Source organism: Streptomyces polyasparticus (genome assembly GCF_014493765.1).
Taxonomy (GTDB): Bacteria; Actinomycetota; Actinomycetes; order Streptomycetales; family Streptomycetaceae; genus Streptomyces; species Streptomyces polyasparticus.
This window is the reverse complement of the sequence record NZ_JACTVJ010000036.1, coordinates 13,351-31,359: the sequence shown is the minus strand read 5'-3', so window position 1 is coordinate 31,359 and position 18,009 is coordinate 13,351. Positions and strand designations below refer to the sequence as shown.

Annotated in this window: 20 protein-coding genes; 19 read left to right on the top strand and 1 reads right to left on the bottom strand. The window is 70.4% G+C overall.

The features are described 5' to 3' along the window. Positions 1-146: 146 nt before the first annotated feature. Positions 147-902, bottom strand: a complete 756-nt coding sequence (locus tag H9Y04_RS42610) for a DNA-methyltransferase (RefSeq protein ID WP_187819690.1) — start codon at positions 900-902, stop codon at positions 147-149. Between the two features lie 521 nt (positions 903-1,423). Between H9Y04_RS42610 and H9Y04_RS42605 the strand changes: the two genes are divergently transcribed. The 19 genes from H9Y04_RS42605 (at position 1,424) to H9Y04_RS42515 (ending at position 17,987) form a co-directional block, all read left to right on the top strand. After that, positions 1,424-2,539 carry a C40 family peptidase gene (locus tag H9Y04_RS42605; RefSeq protein ID WP_187819646.1) on the top strand — a complete coding sequence of 372 codons (1,116 nt, stop codon included), beginning with the start codon at positions 1,424-1,426 and terminating at the stop codon, positions 2,537-2,539. 139 nt (positions 2,540-2,678) lie between these two features. Continuing rightward, positions 2,679-2,996: a DUF6112 family protein gene (locus tag H9Y04_RS42600; protein WP_187819645.1), complete on the top strand. Its 318-nt coding sequence runs from the start codon at positions 2,679-2,681 to the stop codon at positions 2,994-2,996. Beyond that, a complete protein-coding gene (locus H9Y04_RS42595) occupies positions 2,996-3,676 on the top strand; it encodes a hypothetical protein (RefSeq protein ID WP_187819644.1) in 681 nt (226 codons plus the stop codon). The genes H9Y04_RS42600 and H9Y04_RS42595 overlap by 1 nt, the downstream gene beginning before the upstream one ends. A gap of 35 nt (positions 3,677-3,711) precedes the next feature. Then, positions 3,712-5,064, top strand: coding sequence for an SCO6881 family protein (locus H9Y04_RS42590; protein ID WP_187819643.1), 1,353 nt, complete (start codon positions 3,712-3,714; stop codon positions 5,062-5,064). 87 nt (positions 5,065-5,151) lie between these two features. Further along, complete coding sequence (locus H9Y04_RS42585) at positions 5,152-6,624, top strand: SCO6880 family protein (protein WP_187819642.1); 1,473 nt, start codon at positions 5,152-5,154, stop codon at positions 6,622-6,624. Between the two features lie 60 nt (positions 6,625-6,684). Beyond that, positions 6,685-7,149, top strand: a complete 465-nt coding sequence (locus H9Y04_RS42580) for a DUF6238 family protein (RefSeq protein WP_187819641.1) — start codon at positions 6,685-6,687, stop codon at positions 7,147-7,149. 23 nt (positions 7,150-7,172) lie between these two features. Next, positions 7,173-7,715 (top strand): hypothetical protein, encoded by a 543-nt coding sequence (locus H9Y04_RS42575; RefSeq protein WP_187819640.1) that lies wholly within the window; start codon positions 7,173-7,175, stop codon positions 7,713-7,715. A 44-nt stretch (positions 7,716-7,759) separates the two neighbouring features. Beyond that, on the top strand, positions 7,760-9,274 hold the full coding sequence (locus H9Y04_RS42570) for a putative type IV secretion/conjugal transfer ATPase (RefSeq protein ID WP_187819639.1): 1,515 nt from the start codon (positions 7,760-7,762) through the stop codon (positions 9,272-9,274). 174 nt (positions 9,275-9,448) lie between these two features. Beyond that, complete coding sequence (locus H9Y04_RS42565; protein WP_236072131.1) at positions 9,449-9,799, top strand: hypothetical protein; 351 nt, start codon at positions 9,449-9,451, stop codon at positions 9,797-9,799. Between the two features lie 232 nt (positions 9,800-10,031). Further along, a complete protein-coding gene (locus tag H9Y04_RS42560; RefSeq protein ID WP_236072130.1) occupies positions 10,032-10,394 on the top strand; it encodes a hypothetical protein in 363 nt (120 codons plus the stop codon). A 161-nt stretch (positions 10,395-10,555) separates the two neighbouring features. Further along, positions 10,556-11,479: a DUF8094 domain-containing protein gene (locus tag H9Y04_RS42555; RefSeq protein WP_308802001.1), complete on the top strand. Its 924-nt coding sequence runs from the start codon at positions 10,556-10,558 to the stop codon at positions 11,477-11,479. A gap of 17 nt (positions 11,480-11,496) precedes the next feature. After that, entirely contained in the window at positions 11,497-12,015 is a 519-nt protein-coding gene (locus H9Y04_RS42550) for a hypothetical protein (protein WP_187819637.1), read from the top strand. A 473-nt stretch (positions 12,016-12,488) separates the two neighbouring features. Beyond that, entirely contained in the window at positions 12,489-13,205 is a 717-nt protein-coding gene (locus tag H9Y04_RS42545; RefSeq protein WP_308801999.1) for a hypothetical protein, read from the top strand. Between the two features lie 81 nt (positions 13,206-13,286). Then, complete coding sequence (locus H9Y04_RS42540; protein WP_187819636.1) at positions 13,287-14,021, top strand: glycosyltransferase family 2 protein; 735 nt, start codon at positions 13,287-13,289, stop codon at positions 14,019-14,021. A 48-nt stretch (positions 14,022-14,069) separates the two neighbouring features. Further along, positions 14,070-14,876: an SPDY domain-containing protein gene (locus tag H9Y04_RS42535; RefSeq protein WP_187819635.1), complete on the top strand. Its 807-nt coding sequence runs from the start codon at positions 14,070-14,072 to the stop codon at positions 14,874-14,876. Between the two features lie 49 nt (positions 14,877-14,925). Next, on the top strand, positions 14,926-16,110 hold the full coding sequence (locus tag H9Y04_RS42530) for a hypothetical protein (RefSeq protein ID WP_187819634.1): 1,185 nt from the start codon (positions 14,926-14,928) through the stop codon (positions 16,108-16,110). Between the two features lie 67 nt (positions 16,111-16,177). Next, positions 16,178-16,579, top strand: a complete 402-nt coding sequence (locus tag H9Y04_RS42525) for a hypothetical protein (RefSeq protein ID WP_187819633.1) — start codon at positions 16,178-16,180, stop codon at positions 16,577-16,579. Then, on the top strand, positions 16,576-16,926 hold the full coding sequence (locus tag H9Y04_RS42520) for a hypothetical protein (protein WP_187819632.1): 351 nt from the start codon (positions 16,576-16,578) through the stop codon (positions 16,924-16,926). The genes H9Y04_RS42525 and H9Y04_RS42520 overlap by 4 nt, the downstream gene beginning before the upstream one ends. Positions 16,927-17,057: 131 nt before the next feature. Continuing rightward, on the top strand, positions 17,058-17,987 hold the full coding sequence (locus H9Y04_RS42515) for a hypothetical protein (protein ID WP_187819631.1): 930 nt from the start codon (positions 17,058-17,060) through the stop codon (positions 17,985-17,987). Positions 17,988-18,009: the final 22 nt, after the last annotated feature.

The following is an 18,009-nucleotide window of genomic DNA, read 5'->3' as shown; positions in this document are numbered from 1 at the left end:
TCCTTGGGCCGCAGCCATAGGGCGTCGATTGCGGCTCCAACCATCCGGAGAATTCCCGGTTTCGGTAACCGGGACTTCGCTGCTATAACGCTGCGCGCGGCACGACGCGAACACGCCGAATGCCGCGCCGCGCGGCAGGGCCAGCCTCAGACGACCAGCGTCAAGTCATCCCGGGAAAGGGTCTGTTGCAGAGTCTCGGTGAGGCGGTCGGCAGCAATCTCGGCGTACTGCTTGGTCTTCTCGACACCGATGAAGTCGCGCCCCTCCAGCAGCGCCGCGACCCCGGTCGAGCCGGATCCGCAGGTGAAGTCGAGAACCGTGCCGCCCTCCGGGGCGATTTGCACGAGCTCGCGCATGACGGAAACGGGCTTCTGCGTGATGTGCTGGCGCGCCTTGCCGCTTGGCTGCGAAGCGCTGTAGAGGCCGGGAAGGTAGACCGGGTTGCGGGCCGCATCGATCGGGCCGTTGGACGCCCAGACGATGAATTCACAATTCTGCGTAAACCGCCCCTTTTGGGGTCGCGCCTGGGGCTTGTGCCAGGCCAGGACACCCCGCCACAGCCAGCCGGCGGCCTGGATGGCGTCCGTGGTGATCGGCAGCTGCCGCCAGTCGGTGAACAGCAGCGCAGTGCCGCCGACCTTGGTGAGCCGGTGCGCCTCGGTCATGATCTGGGTCAGCCAGAAGCCGTACGACCTCTGATCCATGTTCTCGCCGGTGAAGTCCGGCAGCTCGTGGCCGGCGTCGGCCGAGGTGTACTTCTGCTTCGCGGACCGGCTCGTGCGCTCCTTCGCCGTCCGACCGCCGCTGTTGTACGGCGGGTCGGTGATGACGGAGTCGACGCAGTTGTCCGGCAGCTCGGCGAGGACGCTGAGCGCGTCGCCCTGGTGCAGGGAAAAAGGCAAAGAGATACCCCAATTCGGGTCGTGTGAGATGAGGGAGAGACGCTCCAGCTCGCCTGGATGCCCCACAGGACCGAATGCGGGCGGATGGCTCCGCGGTCTGCGACGTGAGGGGGCGAGGGAGGAGCCAAAACTGTAGGGCACGATCCCCGGTTGAGCGCTATCGCCGCCGAAAACCCCGAAATAGAGCCTTGATCACGAACGATTTCGGCAACCGGGGATCCGCCCTTACTGTTTTGGAACTGCCCGGCGGACACCGCCGATGGCACATCCCCGCCGCTGCCTTCGTGGAGGTATTCCCATGTCCTGGCACACCTGACCCGACGCCCTGTGCCGGTGCGAGCGGCAACTCGCAACAGCACCCGGGCGACCCGAATTACCCACCACCCGGACGTCGCGCCCTTTCCTCAACGACGCACGCGCCGCCGGGACTTCACCAAGGACCTCGCTGTGACATCGCTCTACCCTCCCCTGCCCGCGATCCGTCCGCCGGCCCGTGACCGCCTTCCGGGAGGCGGACCGGATTGAAGGGCATAGCCGCCGGCATCGGCGTCGTCGTCCTCTCCCCTCTCCTGCTCGCCGGCACCGCCATGATGATGGCGTCCTCCAGCGAAGCCTCCACCACCTCGACCTTCCAATGCCCGACCGACCTCGACACCAGCGAGGTGACCAAGGAAGTCACCAAGCTCCTCGACGGCGCGTCCGCCAAGGACGTCCACATCCAGGGCCTGGACCTTCCGGCCGAGCAGGTCCCCAACGCGCAGACCATAGTGGCCACCGGAATCAGCCTTGACGTGCCCAAGAAGGGGCAGATCATCGCGATCGCCACCGCGATGCAGGAGTCGCGGCTGCACAACCTCAACTACGGCGACCGGGACAGCCTCGGCTTGTTCCAGCAACGGCCCAGCCAGGGGTGGGGAACCGCGCAGCAGATCCGCGATCCGGTCTACGCCTCGGAGCGCTTCTACAAGGCGCTGCTCAAGGTCGACGGCTGGCAGCAGATGAAGGTCACCCAAGCCGTCCAGGCCGTACAGAAGTCCGGCTACCCGGACGCGTACGCGCAGTGGGAGGACCTGGCCACCGCGCTGCAGAAGGCCATCGCCGCCACGTTCCCGAACGCCGACAAGGGCGAGTCCGCCAAGGACAAGGACACCGAGTCCAGTGCCGGAGGGTGCACTCCCGACAAGGACGGCACGTCCTTCGGGCGGATCCCCGAGGGCGCCGTCCCGAAGGGCTACAAGATCCCCAAGGACGCCGATCCGAAGGCGCGCAAGGCCATCGAGTGGGCCATGCACCAGCTCGGCACGCTCTACCAGTGGGGCGGCTCGTGCACCGACGCCCACGGCCCCGACCCGATGGGCCGCTGCGACTGCAGCTCGCTGATGCAGCAGGCGTACGCGCACGCCGGCATCAAGCTCACCCGCACCACGTACACGCAGGTCAATGAGGGCAAGGCCGTCTCGGCGAAGAACCTCAAGCCCGGTGACCTGATCTTCAGCCGCGGCACCGCCGCTCGGCCCGAACACGTCGGTCTTTACATGGGCGAGGGCCTCGTCATCGAGGCGCCGCGCACATCGAAACCGGTCCGGATCACGCCGATCAAGGACTGGGACATCTTGGCCGTCCGCCGCGTCCTCTGACGCCGAGCGCTGCCCGGACACCCCGGGCCGCGCCCCGCCGGGCCCCCTTCTCGCGCCGAGAGCGCACCCCTCCCCTCTCCCTTTCCCCTTTTCGCCGGCCCCTGCACGGCCCGCGTACGCAAGGAGTCCTGCCACACCTATGCCCATACCTCTCGCAGACCGCGCCGCCGCCCTCCTCGCCTACGACCCAGGCATCACGCCTGCGGGTGGCGGCCTGCCCGGCCTGTCCGTGCTGAAGAACGTCGTCAACAGCATCAACATGTTCGGGATCATCGCCGTCGTCGGCGCCCTCGCCGTCTCCCTCGGCGTATGGGCCTGGGGCCACCACACCGGCGGCCACCAGGCGGAGGCCAACGGCAAGAAGGGAGCTGTCGTCGCGGCCGGCGCCGCGCTCGGACTCGGAGCCGCCAACGGAATCGTCGCGTTCTTCTCCGGTCTGGGGGCTCAGGTCCACTGATGCCGAATCGACTCCCCTCCCTGTCCGGATACGGCGTGACCTGGTCGGCCAAGAAGCGCATCGCGATCGTCGCCCTGGTCATCACGGCACTGCTCGCCCTCGCCGCGACCGCCGCCTGGTTCACCGGCCGCGGCGAACACCACGACGACGGCAGCACGCCCGCGCAGGCGAGCGGTTCCTCGCCCTCCGAGGCCGCACCACAGCCCGCGGCGGGGTCGGGGTCGGTGCCCAAGCCCCCGCAGATCGCCGAACCGGTCGCCTTCGCCAAGGCCGCAGCGCAGATGCTGTGGTCGTACGACACTCGCGACACCAGCCGCGATCAGCAACTCGCCGGCATGCACGCCTGGATGACCAAGGAGCCCAAGTACAGCGACTGGACATCTGTCTCCGGCCAGGTGCCCGATCCGCTGTTGTGGTCGCGCATGGCCGACCAGGACCAGCACGCCACCGCCACGATCACCGAGGGCCACTACCCCGGCGCCTTCAAGCAGGCCCTCGCCGAGGACCCCTCCGCGATCACCGAGGCGTACATCTACGTCGTCACCGTCAACGGCAAGCAGCAGATCGAGTGGAAGAAGGGCGGCGGCGGGGCCGAGGACCGCGCCGTGACCCTCGCCGTGCAGTGCCGGCCCAACCACGACTGCACCCTCGCCGCCATCGCGCCCAGCGTCACGCAGTGACCCAGCTGACCGAAAGATAAGGAGGTCAACTTCCCTTGGGTTTCTGCGACTTTCCCGTAGCGGACAAGCTGTGCGCCGTCGGCGAGGCCGTCGACTTCGCCTCCGATCCCGGAAAGGCGATCGGCGACTGGATGGCCAAGAGCGCCGGTGAACTCGCCGCCGCAGCAGCCGACCTGGCCGCCAAGGCGGTCGACGCCACCACCAAGGTCGATCTGAACGCCGGCTGGTTCCGCGACAACTACGAGATGCTGCTGCCGATCGGCCTGGTCATCCTGGTCGGGACGTTCTGCGCGCAACTCATCCGGGCCGCCGTCAAACGCGACGGGCAAGCCCTTACCCAGGCGTTCACCGGCACCGCCTCGGGCGTGATTTTCGCCTTCGCCGCTATCGCCCTGACCACGGTCGCCATCGAGGTGGTCGATGCTCTGTCGGCCGGCCTGTTCAAGGCGTCGAACCTATCCATCGAAGCGGCCGTCCGCCGCATCGTGAAGGTGTCCCAGATCCCCGCCCTGGCGGGCCTGGGCTGGCTGGTCGCCGTGTTCGCCGCCCTCGGCGCCGCTGTCGGCGCGTTCCTCTACTGGTGCGTGATGATGGTCCGCAAGGTCGGCATCCTCGTGATGGTCACCCTCGCGATCTTTGCCGGAGCGGGCGGAGGCTGGGAGGTCGCCCGCCGCTGGCGGCGCGGCTGGATCGAGGCCACCGCCACCCTCGTGGTCAGCAAGCTGCTGATGACCGTGATCTTCGTCCTCGGTATCGCCGCCATGGGCAAGACCGAGGCCAAGGACGGCCTTGGGGCACTGGCCGACGTCATGGCAGGCATCGTGATCATGGTGCTGGTGCTGCTCTGCCCGTACGCCACCTTCAAGTTCGTCCACTGGGCGGCCGAAGGCACCGACGGAGAATCGATTCACCGAGCCGGTGGCGCCGGCGCCCAGCTCGCCCGGCAGCACGCCGAGAAGGCGGGACGCAAGGCCGCCGCCATGGCCGCCACCGCCGGAACGGGCGGCGCGGCAGCCGGAGCGGGCGCCGCAGGACCCGAGGCCGCCGGCGGCGGCGGATTTCCCGGCGACATCGCCGCCAACCCCACCGGAGGCACCAGCCAGGAGAGCCCCGGCTCCCCGGGGTCCGCAGGCGACGGGATCAAGTCCGGGTTGGAGAAGGCCGTCCAGCCGCCCCCGACCAGCCCCAGCGACGACACCAGCGGCCAGGTAGGCGGCGTGCCCAGAAGCGGCGGCGGTTCCGCGTCCGCACCCAGCGGCGGCAGCGGATTCATGTCGCAGCCCGGCGGCGGCGCCTCCACGCCCCCGCCGCAGGGCGCCCCGCCGGCGCCGAACTCGGCCGGCACCAGTGGGACCGGCGCGCCGCCGCCCCCGCCCACCGGCCTGTAGCTCCTGCCCGACTCCGGGGCGGCACGCGCCGCGTCTCGTCGCCGCGTGCCGCCCCGGTTACCGCCCCGCGCACCCTCGGAACGGCCCTTGTCTGATCTCACCGTCCAACCGCTCGCCGTCAAATTCCCCCATCGCTCCCGGCGCGGCATCCTGCTTGGCCTCTCCCTGCCGCAACTCGTCCTGGTCTCATGCGCGTTGGCGCTCTTGCTGTTCACGGTGGTGTCCACCGGGCTGCTCGGTGCCATCGCCCTGACACCTCTGTGGGCCGTGGTCGCCGCCCTGGTCGCCATCCGCCGGCACGGCCGCTCGCTGATCGACTGGGCGCCGATCGTCCTGCGCTTCGCGCATCGGCGCCGTACCGGACAGACCCTGTGGCTCGCCCGGCCCGTCACCCGCCCCCGCCAGGACGGCGTCCTGCACCTGCCCGGCACCGCCGCCTCGCTGCGGGTGGTCACCCCCGGCGATTCCGCCAACGGCGCCGCCGCCGTCCACGACCCGCACCAGCAGACCCTGACCGCCGTCGCCCGCGTCTCCAGCCGGGCCTTCGCGCTGCTGGACCCTGCGACCCAGAACCACAACGTCGCCGGGTGGGGGCGGGCTCTTGCCGGTATCGCCCGCACCGGACACGTCGCCACGGTGCAGGTCCTGGAGCGCACCGTCCCCGACAGCGGCGACACCCTCGCCCGGCACTGGAGCCGGCAAGGCCACCCCGAGACACCGGTGGCCGGTCAGGTCTACAGCGAACTGGTCGCCTCCGCCGGACCGGCCGCCGCCCCGCACGAGGCGTACCTGGCGATCTCCCTCGACCTCAAGGCCGCCAAGCGTCTCATCAGCCAGGCCGGCGGCGGCCTTCCCGGCGCCTTCACGGTGATGGAGCAGACCACCACCTCGATCGCCCTGGCCGCGCGCAGCGCCGGACTGATGGTGACCGGCTGGCTCTCGGCACGCGAGATCGCGGCCGTGATCCGCACCGCCTACGACCCCAAGGCCCTGTCCGCGCTGCAGCAGTGGTCGGAGTCCGGCCGGGCCGAGGCCGACCCGGCCGCCGCGGGACCGGTGGTCCAGGTCGAGGAGTACGACCGGCTCGCCACCGACTCCGCGCGGCACGCCACCTACTGGGTCGAGGACTGGCCGCGCACCGAAACGAGCGCGGGCTTCCTGCACGGGCTTATGTTCACCGCCGGCGTCCGCCGCACTCTGTCCCTTATATACGTGCCCCAGGGTCTCGAGTCCGCGATGCGCGACGTACAGCGCACGAAGGCAGCGATCATCGCGGACGCGAACGAACGCAGCCGTCGCGGGCAGGTCGACTCCGAGGCCGACAGCGTCGAGTACGCGGACGTGAAAGCCCGCGAGCGTCAGCTGATCGCCGGGCACGCGGACGTCGCGCTGACCGGGCTGCTCACCGTGTCCGCCGAGACCGACGCCCTCCTCGACGCCGCCTGCGCGCAGATCGAGACCGCCGCCGTTACCGCCCAAGTCGACCTGCGGCGCCTGAACTTCCAGCAGCCCGACGCATTCACGCTCGGCGCCCTACCCCTCGGCCGCACCGCCTTGTAACCCCCACGCCCGGCCACCCGCCGATGTCCTGCCGCCGCGGCAGGAAGGAACCGTTCCCCTTTGACCTCTGCCATCCCCGTCGGCGATGCGTACCCGTACCTACGGGCCGCCAGCGCCGGCATCCGCCACCACGCGCGCGCCCTCGCCCCGCGCACAGATCACCCGGGCACGGCCGCCGACCGCGCACATCTCGACGTGCTGCACGCCCATCTGACCGCGCTTCACCAGCTGCTCGACCAGCTCGCCGAGACCACCCGGCCCCCGCATCCCGCTGCCGGCCGACAGCTCGCCACCGCGCACACCCGGCTGTGGCAGGCCACCGCCGCCGTCCACGACGCCTTTCACCTCCTCCCCGTAGCGGACGAGACCGGCACCGCATGCCACCCCGAGCGCCTCCCCGAAGGACCGCCCGTCCTGACCATCTGCCAGCGCCACCTCGCCGCTGGCCACGTCGTACGGCGAAAGACCACACCGGCCGACCTCAACACCCCGGCGCCCAGTCGCACGACTACGTGCGCCCAGTAATCCCCACCACCGAAAGGCCCTGCATGCGCAAGCTCAAGCGCTCCACCTCCGCCGCCATCCTCGTCGCCACGCTCGCCGGCACCGCCGCCCTGGCCACCGCCGCGCCGGCCACCGCCGCCAGCTACCAATGCAAGACCAGCACCAAGTCCGTCGATGACGCCGCCTATGACGGCATTTGGGCCGACAACTGGGACTTCTCCGCCAAGGTGTGCGCCAAGCAGTCCGGCGACTACCTCTACAGCTACGCGTCCATCTCTTGGGACGGTCCGGTGATCTACGAGATCGACGACTCCTCGATCTTCGACGGCGCGTACTTCAAGGTGCAGGCCAAGAAGTCTGTGCCGGGCACCGATCCCGTCCTCAAGTCGGCCAACTACCACGGCATCGAATCTCGACTCGAGAACAGCAGCTCCAACGCCAACTACAACAACCACTACACGACACCGGTGATGAAGACGAAGGTCGGCTCGGCCCCCGTGCTCACCGACGGCGAGCTGTACCTCGACTGGAACAACGACGGCAACGGCTACGGCCGACACCAGTTCACCGCCTCACCGGTCGTCTGATCACCCCGCCACCCCGACTGCCGTCACGTGAAAGCCAGTTCGCCATGAGCCACCGCCCCGCCCGGCGCGCCCGCCGCGCCTCGGCCTCTCCCTTGTTCACCCCGCACGGCACCGATCGCGCCGCCCGCAAGGCGGCCCGCCGGCAGCTCGCCCAGGCAGCCGCGAAGGCCCGCACCGAGGCCGCCGGGCACCACAGCAACAACCTCGGCGTGGAGCAGGAGATGCCTCCGCCGCTCTTCCCGGCGGGCGGCCGGCCCGGGTCGGCGTCCTCGCGCTACAACAAGATCAAATTGCCCGCCCACCGTATGACCACCGCCACCGCGTCCGGGGCGTACCCGTTCCTCGCCGAGGGCGGCCTGGGCGCCGAGGGCATATACATCGGCCGTGACGTCCATGCGGAGGCGTCCTTTTGTTTCGATCCGTTCGCGCTGTACGGCAAGGTCGAGGGATTCACCAACCCGAACGTCCTGTTGGCCGGGGTGATCGGGCAGGGCAAGTCGGCGCTCGCCAAGAGCTTCGCGCTGCGGTCGATCGCCTTCGGGTACCGCGTCTATGTCCCGTGCGATCCGAAGGGTGAATGGACGCCCGTTGCGCAGGCGTTGGGCGGCACCTCCATCGCCCTGGGACCGGGACTGCCCGGAAAGCTCAATCCGCTGGATGCCGCGCCACGCCCCAACAGCGTCTCGGAGACCGACTGGGCGGGCGAGATCCGCAAGCGCCGTCTACTGTTGCTCGGCTCGCTGGCCCGCACCGTCCTCGGGCGGGACCTGCTGCCGATGGAGCACACCGGACTCGACGTCGCTCTCGACGCCGTCGTCGCCCGCGCCGCCGCGAGCGGACGCACCCCGCTGCTCGGCGACATCGCCGCCACCCTCAACAACCCCGACGAACTCGACCGGGTCGGTGGCGTCATGTCCGGCCGTCTCGGCGACGCCTCCCGCGACCTGGCCCACGCCATGCGCCGTCTCGTGCACGGCGACCTCGCGGGCATGTTCGACGCCCCCAGCACCGTGGTCTTCGACCCCAACTCGCCGATGCTGACCATCGACCTGTCACGCCTGGGCGGATCGGGCGACGACACCGCGCTGGTGCTGGCGATGACGTGTGCCTCCGCCTGGATGGAGTCGGCACTGTCCGACCCGAACGGCGGCCGACGCTGGATCGTCTACGACGAAGCATGGCGTCTGATGCGCCACCCCGGGCTGCTCGCGCGGATGCAATCCCAGTGGAAGCTGAGCCGTGGTCTGGGCATCGCCAACCTCATGGTCATCCACCGGCTCAGCGATCTACTCACCGCAGGTGACGCCGGATCCCGCGGCCGGGCGCTCGCCGAGGGCCTGCTCGCCGACTGCTCCACCCGCATCATCTACCGCCAGGAGACCGACCAACTCCTCGCGGCAGCAGCTCTGTTGGGCCTGACCTCGGTCGAGGCCGACGCGATCGCACATCTCAACCGCGGCAGGGGCTTGTGGAAGGTCGCCGGACGATCATTCATCGTCCAACATCTGCTACATCCTCACGAATTGGCGCTCTTCGACACCGATGCCCGAATGCATTGATCGCGTTCTGAGACCCTGCCCGCCGCCCCATTTCCCCATGGCCTCCTGGATTCCCTGCCAATGGAAAACCCTGCAAGCCCTCCATCCCCCGCTGCCCCCGGCTCCCAGATGGTGCACGAAGCCCTCGGCGCCTCACCGCGCGGCCTCGGACGTCTCCATACGGACGGCCCCGAGATGGTTCTCGCCGACCTCGTGTACACGGCGGCCCGTCACCTGGACCACCTGCACCAGCAGTTCAACGACGCCGCCGGATCCGCGGCCTCCACGCTGACGCGCGCAATCTCCGGGAATGCGGCGATCAACTCCCTGGGCGTCCTGCAGAACAGTGCCACGCAAATCGACATCCTTGCCGCACGCCGGGCTGACGCAGTCGACCGTCTCAAGGAAGTCATCGGCGCCTACCGGCAGGTGACGGCATCCAAGGACACCACCGCCCGCCAGCCGACCTCCCCGCGAGCCGCGCCGGCCGCGATACCCGCGAGCGCTGTGCTGCCACCCTCGGCCGTCCGCGGCCATCACCGCTGACCGCGCCGTCTCCCGCCGCACACCGTCAGGAGCCCTTCTGCCCTCCCCGTACGACCAGGTCAGTCAGCTGCACTCGCTGGCCGAGCGCATCCACAACGCGGCCGACGAGCTACCGCTCACCGCCTCGGCGCACGCCGGCGCCGACAACCTCGATGACCTCGATGACAGGACTCGCGACGTCGCCGAACTGATCGCCCACCTCACCACCGCGGCAGCCTTCGCCGCGCGCACCGTGCGCCGCGGACGCGACTCTGAAAGTGACGTCACTCACCGCACGGTCGCCCAGCTCACGCGCACGGTGGGCGCCCTGGGGCACGCCCTGGCCGACCTCGGTGAAGCCGTCGCCCACGCCGGTGCCCTCCACTACCTCACCTCGCTTCCCCGCTCCTCGCAGCGCGCCACGGCCATCGCGTCCACCCGCTCACAGCTCCACGCCCGGATCGACAGCACGCGGCGCCGCCTGCACCAGGCCGGCGGCCGGCTCCATCAGCAGGCCGATCTGCTCGCCGCTGCGCCGGCGTCGAACCGCACCCCCCGTACGACCAACACCGCCCCTGTCGCCCCGCCCATTGCTGCGCCCTCCCGCAGCCGCTGATCACCTCCCGACCGAGCTCCTGGAGCACCCTCATCCACACCGCCCGCCGCACTCTTCCCCTGCTCGTCTGTGCCGCCCTGCTCACCGGGGCCACCGCCTGCAGCAACAACGACGCCCCGTCCACGAAGAAGAACGCCACCACGCCTGCCGCGCCGAAGCCGGTGCCCGCGCTCAGTCAGGCACAGGCCCGCGCCGTCATCACCCACTACTCGAAGATCAACAACGCGGCCAACGCACAGCGTGACCGCACCCTGCTCGACACCGTCGAGGACGGGCCGATGTACGCGATGTCCCTCTCCGACTACACCGAGATCGAGGGCCTGCCCAAGGCCGACCGCAAGCCGTACAAGCCCTGGTCGTACGACACCTCCAGCGCCCAGCTCTACATTCCGTGTTTCGCCTCCGGCCAGGACCGCTGGTTCGCCGCCGCGCTCTCCAGTGAGAAGGGCAAGGCCCCGAGCCGCATCGCCGTCTTCGCCGAGCAGTCAAAAGAGGACCGGTGGGAGTTGGTCTCCGTCGTCGACCTCGCCAGCACGACGCTCCCGGACATCGCCCTCGACCAGGACGGCTATGCCGCCGCGGTCGCCGCCACCGGTAAGAAGCAGCTCGCGGCCGACTCCAACCTGCTACGCGCCGCGGTGATCGACAACTTCGCGACCGGCGGGACGAACACCGGCACCAAGGTCTTTGACCCAACCAAGGCCAGCCAGCAGCAGATCAAGGTCCACGACAAAGCCACCCGCAAGTTCGGGAAGTTGGGCACCACCGTCTTCGCCGGCGGCACCAACCGGTTCAAGGACGCCTACGCGCTGAAGACCCACGACGGCGGCGCGCTGGTGCTGTTCGCCCACACCCATACGCAGACCGACGCGGTCGCGCACTCCGGGCTGCAGATCAACCCCGACAAGCGCGACAACGCCTGGCTGCACGGCATCCCGCGCACCTCGGTGACGTACTCGTTCGTCTGCTCCGACGCCGCCACCGTGCCCGCGACAGCCGCCCCGTCCCGCCTGATCGGCTACACGTGCGCCCGCACCGACGCCTTCGGCCCGCCCGTCGGCTCCGCGCAGACGGACCGCGCGTAACCGACCAAAGGAGTCCCTTGCCCCTGCCGCACCCCGACTTCGAGATGTACGAGAACGTCGGCCGCACCACTGAGCAGATCACCGCCCAGCGGGAGGACCGACCCACCGCCTACGACCTGCGCCGGTGGGCTGACCATGACGCACGGGAGTTCAGCGCAAAGCTCCCTGGCGAGAACGCCGGTCAGAGCATCCGAGACTGGACTCGCCAGCTCCACTGGGCGCATACAGCCGCCGAGTTGGACACCGTCGCGCAGGCCGTACTCAGCGACGCGCACAGCGGTCTCGCCGAGCTGCACCTGTTCCTGGAGAGCGTGGCCGAGTGGTGCGAGCTCAACGACGAACCGAGCATCGCCGCTCGCTACCGCCAACATGCCGAGGAGCTGTCCGAACTCGGTGATCGACTCGCCTGCTTGAGCGAGGACCACCTGGCCGGCATCTACCGGCGCACGAACCGGTCGGCATCCGCGCCACCGCCGCGGGCCGTACCGGCGGCTCCTGCCGCACCGGCGGCGCCCGCACGCCGATCCGCCCGCTGACCCCGCCCACGACAGGAAGATCGTCTGTCCACTCGTTCTGTCATCGCCCGTCCCACCGGCACCGGATACGCCGGCAGTTACGTCCACTGGGACGGCTACCCCAGCCATCACCTGCCCCTGCTGCTCGCCGCGCACCAGCATCGCTTCGCCGGGGACACCGACGCCCTGACCGCGTACCTCATCGACGAGGCGCCGGAGGGCTGGTCCTTCCTCGGCACCGACCTCCTGGACGGCGCACCCGACGCGCTGCGCGAGCATCTGGCCGGCGGACGTAACGAACCCGGCCGACGCTACCCGGCTCACCCGACGTTGCCCCCGTTCACCTGGACCGAGCGAACGGCGTCCCAGCTGAGCTGGGGCTACGTCCTCCACCCGGCGGGCATCGAAGTGATCAGCGCGCCCGGCGCGGCACGCGGCCCGGTCGTCGCGTGGAGCACCGACCCCCGCGCGCGGTTCCGCGACACCGCCAGCCTGTGGGCGCCCGACCGGCCGATCCCGGCCAGCATCCCGCCGAAGACCACCGCGCGCACGGCGACGCCCAGTCTCACCCCCTCGCCCGTCGCGTCGACGCCGACGCGCCCCCGCGCACACTGACCGCCCAGTTTCAGGAGACCGACCTGTCCACCCGTTCTGTCATCGCCCGCCCCACCGCCGACGGCTACGCCGGCATGTACGTCCACTTCGACGGATACCCCGACAGCAAGCTCCCGCTGCTCCTGGCCGCCTACCGGCACCGGTTCGCCGGTGACCTGGAGGCCATGGCCCAGCACCTGATCGACGATGTGGAGCACGGCTGGGACGAGCTGGGCACCGACCTTCTCGACGGCGCTCCCGCCACTCTGCGCCGCGCTTTGACCGGCGGCGCTGAGTACCCCAGCCGTCAGATCACCGACGTGGTCAATGCAGACGGCAGTCCGGCCGAGCGTGAGCTGATCACGCAGGACGGCACGGACGAGCTGGAGTGGGCGTACGTCCTGCATCCGCACGGCATCGAGGTGATCGCCCTGCAGGCGTACGACCGCGGGCCCGTCGTCGCGTGGGACACCGATCCTCGCGGTCGAATCACTGCCAATCCGGGTGCGTGGCACCCGGATTCGGCTGCCCCGATCGTTGCGCCGCGCACCGCCCCGCGCCTGTCCACGACCGCGTCCGCCGCGGCGTCGGCACCCCGCAAGGCCGCTCGCCGCTAGCCCCGGCTGTCCCGCACCGTCCTCGACCGTCGAAACCGCCCGGAGAACCCGCTGTCCTCGTACTCGCACCCGAAGATCACTGTGGTAATCGCCACCCAACTCCGCCCGGATCGCCTGGCGTTCCTTACGGCCATGCATGCCAGCCTGTGCCGTCAGAACGTGCCGTGGGAGGCCGTCGTCGCCCTCGACGGAGCCAACCCCGCCGTGCTGCCCGCGCCTCTCGCCGCCGACCCCCGCGTCCGCATCCTTGCCCTGCCGCGCCCGGTCGGCGCGGCCTGCGCCCGGAACTTCGCGCTCTCCGAAGTGCGGACCGAGTACGTCAACTGGGCGGATGACGATGATGAGTTCACCGACGAGGCCATGGCGCTGCGGCTGCGCACCCTGGAGGAGACCGGGGCGGGCTGGTGCGCCGGATACAGCCAGGACCTCCACCCGGACGGGTCTACGACCCTGTGGCGGCCCCCGACGCCGCCGGGCCGGCACGAGGCCGGGGACGTGTGGCGGTACTGGAAGGACCCGGCCGACACCATCCCGCTCGGCCCGACCACCCTCCTGGCCCGCACCGACCTGGTGCGCGCGGCCCCCATGGGCGGGCTCGTCCAAGGCGAGGACTACTGCACCCTCGCGGTCACCTGCCTCGCCCCGGGCATCGTGCTGCCCGTCCCGGTCTACCGATACCGCAAGCACCCCGGGCAGATGACAGCCCAGGACTCGTACGACCGGCTGGAGGCAAGGGCGCGGGCCTTTGCCCATCGTTTTGGTACCAGCCTGTACACCGCGTCCTCGTCGCTGCGCGATGCCACCGTCGCCGCGTAGTTGAGACGACCTTCGCCCCTGTCCCACTCCTAGCCACCAAAGGTTCCTATGCCCGACGCCCCCGCTCAGGACCAGCCCCCTGAGAAGGTCCTTATCTCTCCCCGCTACCTGGCCGCTAGTCTCCCCACCACCCACCACCACTTCCTGGACGTCTTCGCCGAGGAGACAGGGTGGAGTGCGCATACGGACAACTCGTCGTTGCTCGTTACCAGTCCCTGTCGGCGCGTCACCATCCGCCACGACCAGATGGCCGTGGGGCAAGGCCCCCACTTGGTGATCTCGGTCCGTAGCGACGAGGACGCGGCCGAGCGATGGCGCACGAGCGTCCGCGGTGCCATGCCGGTCGAGTTCGTCTCCACGCTCCTTGGCACCCTGGCAGCCGAGCTGGAAGCCGACCCAGACCACGTCGTCTACGGCATCGGCGCTGAGCCCGGTCTGTTCGAGCTGCTGGTCGACATCGACGCCTGGGACCAGTTCGACGCCTTCGGGCTCTCCGGATTCATCTCACGCGACGGGCAGGCGGCCGTGATCGGCCGGCCGCCGGACTCGTCGGCGCCTCCCATCCACGGCGACGCGTCCATCGCGTGGCACGTGGCCGCCTCCCCGGACGACCTCGGCCACCTGTGGGACATCTCGTTCACTCAGCAGGCGCCCGAGTTCCTCATGCATGCCGTCGTCGCCAAGACCCTCGATCCCCGGCCCATCCTGCGCTCCACGGCGTTCCCGTTCCCCAACGCCGTCGTGCCCCTGGTGAACATCCAGCACGTCCCGTCGCCTCGGCCTCCCGCGGCGCGGCCGTCACCCGCCGAACCAGCGCGCAACCCCGAGCCCAAGCGCGCCCCGAAGACCCGCTGAGCCCCGTCCGCCTGGACGGCGCCCGCGGGCTCGCCCCTCCAGGACCTTGATGCCCACCTCCTCCACCGAGATCACCCTCAGCACCAGCCGAGCGCTGGGCCTTGTCGCCATCGCCTCCGGCGAAAACTACGAACGGGCCAACCAGGCCCTCGAAGCATCCGGGTTCAGCCGCCTGCGCAACGGCGCGTACACCGCCTCCCTGACCGACGCGCAGGCCGCCCGGGACACCGCCAGTGCGCTGGTGCACCGCGCCCACGAACACGGCGCCACCCTCGTCACCAGCCCCCGGCCCTACCTCGGCGACATCGGCATCGAGATCGCCGCCCGGCTGCCCGGCACCTGGAGCGCCGAGCTGGAGATCTACAGCCACCCGCTGTGGCAGGACGACCTCTGGTACGGGCTCTGGGAAGCCGGCGAGATCCACCAGGCCCTCGAAGACCACCGCATCCCGTACGCATCCGTACTGAAGAACGGCACGGGTACCGAACTGCTCCTGGTCGAACGGCCCGGCCACCGCAGCGGCTACCTGCTCGGCGCGCTCACCGACCACGAGAAGGAAGACGTCCGCGACGATCCCGCAACGCCGCGCACCATGGTGCTGCCCGCCGACCCGGGCCTCGCCGCGCACCTCGTGACCCACACGTTCCTGCCCGCCTACCGCCGCGCCCTGCACCACCGGGACCTCAACACCGTCCTGTCGGCACTGGAACGTATCCGGGGGGAACACCAGACCCTGAAGGCAATCAAGGACTCCGGCCGGTACAGCGACGCAGCGCCACTCGGCGACTCCCGCCTGATCGCCGGTATGGAACGGGACTTCGCCGACCACGCCTGGCTGGAGTTCCGTCACGTCCTCGAACACGCGCCACGCCTCCTCTCGCGCTGCCGCCCCGCCGCCACCGCCTGGCCCGACGACGGTGCAGCACTGACCCGGCTGCGCGAGGCACTCGCCCACAGCCAGGACACCTGGGACGAGTGGAACGGCCTGCGGCGCGAGTTGTACTCGGTACCCCGGACGCTGCCGGCCCACGAGTGGAGCCAGGTCCGCGGGCAGATGGGCCTCGCCGTCCTGCCTGCCATAGAGACCTGGCTCGCCGACAGCGAGGCGTTCGAGCGCCAGGTCCGCGCAGCCGTGCCGGGCGGACCGGCGGCTCTGTCCGCGCCCAGCCCACGACTGCTCACCGCCCGCACCGTTCCGCCGCCTGCACCCCGCGCCGCGGCAGTGCACCGCTGACAGCTCCAGAAGGGAATCCTCTCTGTCCGACCACTTCCGGTTCGGCGCCCACCCCGACCACGGATTCGTGGCCGCCGCCACCGCCAACATCCCCGCACGCCTCGCCAACTGGTTCCTCGTACGCGAGCAGTTCGAGCCCGTACCCGACACCCCGGGCCTGTACCGGCTCACCAACCCCGAACAGGACGGGATCCGCCGCACCCGCCAGGCCGTTCACGACCTTCGACGCCACGGCTACGAAGTCCACGCCGACTACAGCCTCGACCCCGGCCGCAGCGCCTCCCCGCCCCGGCCGGCCGTACGCAACGGGCTGATGGAGCGCCGCAACCGCATCGCGCAGGCAGCCGCCACCCGCTCCCCGCAGCAACGCGGCGCCCCGACCACCGCGCTCCCCGAGTTTCTGCCCCAGCCCGGCGCCGTCCCGGTGGGCGGGCAGGCTCAGGCAGCCGGGAAGGGACGGAGCCGATGAGCGACGAGCCGATCCGCATCGCCCGCGGCCAGGGCGGCGAAGTCGACGTCGAGGGCCCGGTCGACGGCTTCGCCGCGAGCGTCCTCAAGCGCGCCGGATTCGACACCTACCCCACCTTGCGCGGCGTCTGGATCCGGCTGCCGTTCGACCTGGGCCGCACCTGGGAGAACGAACACGCCACCTGGGCCGCGGAGATGCTCGCCGCCGCCCGCTACAGCGTCGACCTCGACCCCGATCTGCGCGCCGTCCCGCCCGCCGCGTCCGCGCCATCGGCGCCACGCCGCACGAAGACCGCCATGACCGCACAGTCCGCACCCGCCGACACCCCGCGGCGGCAACGGCGCTGACCGCCGATTCGATACGAAGGCCCTCCGCCCTGACTTCCTCCGCCACCATCTCCCTCCACCTCAGCTCCGGCAACACGATCGTCGCGCTCCCCAGCGGAAATCGGCACCAATGGGCCACGACCGCACTGGAGTTGTCCGGGTTCACCCGGGAACACCAGGACCACGCCCACCGGCTGTCCCTCGATGACCACGCCAGCGCACGCGAGGCGCTCACCCGGCTACACCAGACCGCTCAGGACTGCCAGACCAAGGTCATCACCAGCGAGCGGCCCTACTTCGGCGACATCGCACACGCCGTCGCCGAAGCCCTGCCCGGCCAGTGGGAGGTGAGCATCGAGCACTATCCAGACGGCGCCATCCCCACCGATGTCCTCGACTGGGTGTGGGAGGCCGGCCCCGCGCTGTCCACGCAGCCCGCGTACCGCACCCCTGGCGCGGCATTTCTCCGCGACGGCGGAGGAACCGAACTCCTTCTCGTTGAACGTCCCCGGGATGGGCGGTACTTGATCGGCACCCTTATGCCGTCGCCGGACCATCTGCACGTGGTCGGCGCCGGGCCACGCACGGTAAGTGCCGCCACCGCCCGCGAGGCAGCCGCCGACGTGCGCTCCCGTCTGCTGCCCGAGTTCGAGCAGCTGGTGCATCTGTCCCGGCTCCGCGAAGTGCAGCAGGACCTCGACTGGGTGCGGGGTACCGAGTCCGGCACCGTGGCCGCCGTGGAACTGGACGCCGCGCTGGACCGGTTCCTCACCCACGCGCCCTACCTGCTGGCGGCCATCCGTCGGGCCGACATCAAGCCCTTGGCCGCCAGCGAGACGGCCGTCCTCATCCGCTTCGAGATCCTCCTCGCTCGAGCCCCGGCCGATACCGACACCCGAAGCGGGTCCGAGGCGGACGGCATGGACGAGGCCCTGGCGCTGTGGCTCGAAGCCGGCGACGACCTGCTCGACGTGGTCCGCACCGCCACCGTCAGGCCCGCCGAGGAGCCCGCCCGTCCGGCCATCACCTCCGTCACGCCACCGAGGCCCCCGGCAGCGGTAGCCGCCGGACGCACCCGCTAGCCCTCCCTTTCACCCCAGCCAG